Consider the following 4,942-nt stretch of genomic DNA (forward strand, 5'->3'; position numbering starts at 1 on the left):
ACAGCCCAGCTTCCTCCTGATTTTCTTCCCGTTTTCCTCCTCGTACTTCGGAAAATAGGCTTCATTTACAGTTTCACGCTCCACTTCCTCATAGGAAAATTCTCTCTTTTCCCCGCCCTTTCCCTGTACGGACAGTTTTACAGGAGTCTCCGGGTCTCTTCCGAAGGCCCAGCCCTGAATATGCAGTTTTCCTTCTCTGACTAAGGCAATATCAATCTTTGCTCTCATTTTCTCTTACACCTCTTCCGAAGAACTTTCATCTTGTACAGGCTGTTCCGAGGAACTAACTTCGCCGCTTGCTTGTTTCGAAGCACTGCTTTCGCCGGCATCCTGCCCCGGCTGTTCCGAAAAATTCAATCTTTCTTCCTCCACTACCAGCGGTCTCTTCATCACCCTTTGGTTGATGGAAAGAATATACTCTCCCAAAAGTCCGATAAAAAAGATTTGCACAGAGCCCAGGAAAAGCATTCCTATAAGCATAGGTGCCATACCGGCAGGGAAACGATCCCACCAGATCAACTTCATAATCAAATACAGTAAGCCAAAGAGCATGGAAAGACCGGCGCAGATTCCCCCGAAAAATACCGCAATTCGAAGTCCCACCTTGGTATAGCTGGTAAAGCTCAGCATGGCTGCATCATACAGGGTATAGAAATTGTTATGGGTAACCCCGGCCCGGCGCTTGGGCTGGGTATAGGGGATATCCTTTCTTCTGTATCCAAGCTCCGCCACAATCCCCCGAAGGAAGGGGGTGGGATCGTCCAGAGATTTCATCACGGAAATAAAGCCCTGATCGTAAAGACCGAAGCCGGTAAACTGACTGATTTGATCCACGGAAGACATTTTTCGAATCAGCTTATAGTACAGGCTCCGAAGGGCGTACATGATTTTTGATTCGTTGCTTTCGGTCTTAACCCCGATTACAATGCGGTAGCCCTCCTCCCAGGCATGAACGAAGCGGGGAATCATTTCCACCGGATCCTGAAAGTCCGCCGCCATCAAAATGGTGGCATCTCCCGTACTTTGCAGCATGGCATAGTAGGGGGAATTAAATTGGCCGAAATTCTTAGCATTAAAAATCGCCTTAATCCCCTTATCCAGCTTACAAAGCCCCCGAATTTTCTCTCTGGTTTTATCGGAGGAATCATTGTCGATAAAAAGAATTTCGTATTGATACTCCGGAAGCTGCTCCTTAAAGCAGAGCCTGAGCGCATTGGCCAAGGGAACTACATTTTCCTCTTCGTTATAACAGGGAACAACGATACTAATGGTTTTTTTCAAAAGAAACCTCTTTCTAAAATGCCCGTTCTGCTTAGGGGCATCTTCTAAATTTCCATATATACAGCCACCTTAATGGCTCTTCTTTCCTTCATATCATAGAGGGCATCCGGAATTTTGTCCATGCCGTGATAGCGCTTTGTAAGGAAAATGCTTGGATGGAAGCCGGATTCCTGCACCTTCTCCAATACCCATTCCAAATGCTTTCTGCCCCCCTTGGAAAGGGAAAAGCGTAGAGTCTTTCCGGCCATGCCCTTTCCTAAGGAAAATTTCGGAAGCAACAGTCCGTCTATGGCCTTCTTCCGCTTTTTCTTTTCTCCCAGAGAAAGCTCCATATCCTGCCCCGCCATTTCCAAGGCTTCCACATCCTCCTCGGAGCCGAAGTAGGCTACATTGCTGACAATGCCGGTGCCATATTTTACCATGTCCAGGGCCTGCGCCAGGGCATACTCATCTCCACCGCAGATGAGAACCTTATCCACGCCCTTTCCTTCCGTTTCCTCCCAGATGGCATTGACAATAGGGGAATGGGTGGAGTTTGCTAGAGGGTGCTTATCCTTAGGGAGAGTAGCCTTACAAGTCTTATAGTCCAGCACCACTACCGGGCAGCTTTCCGAAGAAAGGCTTTCCGCCAACCTTTTGCTGTCCTCCCGGCTTCCCACTGCAAAAATCTTCTTGGCACCCATAAGCTTTGCGGCAAAGACAGCCCCAAGGCCGATAGCTCCTATTCCCAGTACACAAACCGTATCCCCTTCCTTAACTTCCGCTTCCTCCGCAGCGGTAAAGCCGGTTTGCAAAACATCCACAGAAAGGAGGGCATCCTCCAAATCCATGCCCTTTGGGATTTTCCCAAGGTTTTGATCTGCATGGGGAAGGTAAAAGCACTCCTGAAAGGCTCCGTCAATGGATTTTCCCAAGCTATGGGCGGAAAAGGGATACCCCGCATGGGCTTCATTTTCCAAAACCTCAGGACTCCCCCAATCCGGAGTAATGGCGGAAATCGCCACAATCTCCCCCTCGGAAAAGTCCTTCACCTCCCTCCCTTTTTTCAGGATTCTGCCAATGCACTCATGGCCCAGGGTAAGGTCTTTTCTTTTTGGAGAGCCCTGCCAAATGGTATGCACATCACTGGTACAGGGGCTCACTAAGACAGGGGTAATCAATACCCCATGCTCTTCTAAAAGCTTAGGCTCTTCCTTTTCGATAAAGGAGACTTTCCCTCTCCCCTCCAGTACAAAGGCTTTCATTCGCATTTCCTTTCTATAACTTATTACTGCTTACTATTACTTACTATTACTTTTCCTACTGCATACAGCTCGTTGTTTCTTGCTCTTTCTTGTCGGCGTTTATCCTATAGCTTCCGTCTATCAGGGGGGCAAATCATCCTGAAAAGACAGTCTATAATTCCTCTATCTTCTCTCCCCTTAAGGCCAAAATCCTGGGGCAGGGGCGTAAATCTCTTCGAATAATTCCGGCAATTTCCTCCGTATAGCCCGGCGCCACAATCAAAATCTCCTCCACAGGCTCCTTTTGAAAATGACTCTTATCTACAATGGGAAGGTGGGAGGCGGGGCTGTATTTTCCCTGTTTAAAGGGAGCGGAGTCAATGATATAAGCCACTTCCTCCTGTAAAGCCGTAGTGGAAAGAAGGGTTAATCCCTGGTGGCTGGCACCCCATACCGCCATTTTCTCCCCCTTCTTCCTAAGACCTTCTAAATGCTTTTGGATGTCTTCTTGGATAGCCTTCTCATTTTCCAAAATCGGCTTAATATCCACCTTCTGTCCCAATGAGCGGAAGGTGGTACAGCTTTCCTTTTCCCTCTTTTCCAACAAAAACTCTATGGTATCCCGGTTGATAACCCTGCTTTCCACCAGGGAAAAGCCCTGATCCTGTACCAGACTCAAAAGACTTTCCTCACTGTAGTTGGCAATATGGTCTCTAAGTAACTCATAATAGGAACGATGGTCCAAAATATACTGAAAGCTGGGCACGGTGAGGAGAAAATACCCCCCCATTTTCAAATGCGCATAGGCAAAGGAGAGCATTTCCCCGGGATTGGGCTGGTGCTCTAAAAAGTTAAACTGCACCATGGCGTCTAACTCCCCCTCTACCGGACGGGTTTTTCCACTTTGTAAATGCTTTCCTGCCATATTTTTCAGCTCGAAGCCTGCTTCCGGAAAGCCCTGATACAGGGAAAGCCCTGCTGCCTGCCCCTTTTCCACCAGCTCCTTTTTATGCTCAATCCCTAGCACATAGGGTTCAATACGGGAGTCGCTTTCCACCCCGGACCACATGGCCAGAAACTCTCCTGCTCCGGCGCCCAACTCTAAAATCAAAGGTCTCTTTTCTTCCTTTTTTGCCAAAAAAGAGAGAAGCTTTTGATACTCTTCCTCTCTCAGGGCTTTCATAGTGCTGCTGCCACCCCCAGCCCGAATCACATCCTTGTAATAGGGAACCGCTTCCGTATCGAATTGCACAAGACCGCAGGACCTGCATTGGCAAAGGGAAAGATCCATCCCCTTCTCCGTAGCCAGCTCTTCCCTTGTGGGAAATTCCTGAGCAGACTTAGGCATATTATGAAAAACAGCCAGTTCCTCCAATTTTTCTCCACAGGCTAAACATTTTTTCTCTGCCATGCTTTCCCTCATTTCTATATACTCTTCTATATACGCTTCTATAATACTTTTCTACACATTTTTCTATATACTTTTCTACATACTGTTCTACATACTTTTCTATATACTTTTTTATATAGTTTTCTATACTCTCTTCTGATAAAAGTGTTGATATAGCTCTTCTATTCCCTGCTGAAAGGAGATTTTCTCTTGGAATCCTCTATCGTATAAGTCTTTTACAGAAGGCTTTAAATCCACAGGCCCCTCCGCATTGGAAGCCCGCTCTCCGAATCGGAGTAGAGAGGAGGACCTGCTTAAGGTCTTTCCTTCTTTCTTTTCTAAAAATGCCTTGCCAAGACTCTCTATTTCCAAAACATAGTCCTTTAAAGGGCGACTATCCTGACTGCAAAGGTCATAAGTACCGCTTCCGAGTCCTCCCTCCAGCAGGAAGGCTATGGCTCTAGCCAAGTCCCTTGCCTCCATAAAGTTCCACATTTGACTGCATGGGCTTAAATCCATGGACTGTCCTGCCAGTACCGCCTGTACCAAGGTCTGTACCAGGGTGCTTTCATGGTCTCCTATACCGTAAACCGAAAAAATACGAAGGTCTAAAAAGGCCATTTGGGGCTCCTGCTCTTTCCCTTGCTTGGTCTTTTCCGTAAAATCAAGGGGTTTTCGCTCCTGCTCTTGAAAGCTATAACTTTCTTCCCCTTTTCCACCGGAAAGTCCGTAGCGGGAAAAGCTAAGCTTTGCCTTTCCATAGGCACTCACCGGCTCCGGATTTTCCCTTGTACCTCTGCCATATTCCGCCTGAGAGCCTGCAAAGAGAAAGTACTTCACACCGGTTTGAAGCCCCCATTGGTAAAAGCCCTTACTCATCAAAAGGTTTTGTTCCTGAATCTCCGGATTTTCTCTTCCCTTGGAGCCTACACCGTCCCAGGCAAAGTGGATAATGGCATCCAAGTCATTTGGGACTAGAGACGCTAAAGCAAAGCCATCCCGGGAGAAGGCAGCTTCCCGGGAGAAACTGTCTTCTTGTTTCCTGATG

The 4,942-nt window shown here is 47.4% G+C and carries 5 protein-coding genes; all 5 read right to left on the reverse strand.

Features of this window, described 5'->3' with window-relative positions; genetic code table 11:
• Positions 1-228, reverse strand: a 228-nt coding sequence (locus tag RYL27_RS10815) for a hypothetical protein (protein WP_314967158.1), incomplete at its 3' end; no start/stop codon positions are given.
• A 6-nt stretch (positions 229-234) separates the two neighbouring features.
• Positions 235-1,281 (reverse strand): glycosyltransferase family 2 protein, encoded by a 1,047-nt coding sequence (locus RYL27_RS10820; RefSeq protein ID WP_183683804.1) that lies wholly within the window; start codon positions 1,279-1,281, stop codon positions 235-237.
• 44 nt (positions 1,282-1,325) lie between these two features.
• Positions 1,326-2,525, reverse strand: coding sequence for an alcohol dehydrogenase catalytic domain-containing protein (locus RYL27_RS10825; protein ID WP_308579208.1), 1,200 nt, complete (start codon positions 2,523-2,525; stop codon positions 1,326-1,328).
• Positions 2,526-2,676: 151 nt separating this feature from the next.
• Complete coding sequence (locus tag RYL27_RS10830; RefSeq protein WP_314967159.1) at positions 2,677-3,915, reverse strand: class I SAM-dependent methyltransferase; 1,239 nt, start codon at positions 3,913-3,915, stop codon at positions 2,677-2,679.
• Positions 3,916-4,038: 123 nt separating this feature from the next.
• The coding region (locus RYL27_RS10835) for an NAD-dependent epimerase/dehydratase family protein (protein ID WP_314967160.1) at positions 4,039-4,942 on the reverse strand (904 nt) is incomplete at its 5' end.

It is taken from the genome of Oribacterium sinus (assembly GCF_963537195.1).
Taxonomy (GTDB): domain Bacteria; phylum Bacillota; class Clostridia; order Lachnospirales; family Lachnospiraceae; genus Oribacterium; species Oribacterium sinus_A.

Bases quoted from the DNA above. Each gene is read 5' to 3' on its own strand.
- RYL27_RS10825 (WP_308579208.1), bottom strand. From the start codon at position 2,525: ATGAAAGCCTTTGTACTGGAGGGGAGAGGGAAAGTCTCCTTTATCGAA.
- RYL27_RS10830 (WP_314967159.1), bottom strand. From the start codon at position 3,915: ATGGCAGAGAAAAAATGTTTAGCCTGTGGAGAAAAATTGGAGGAACTG.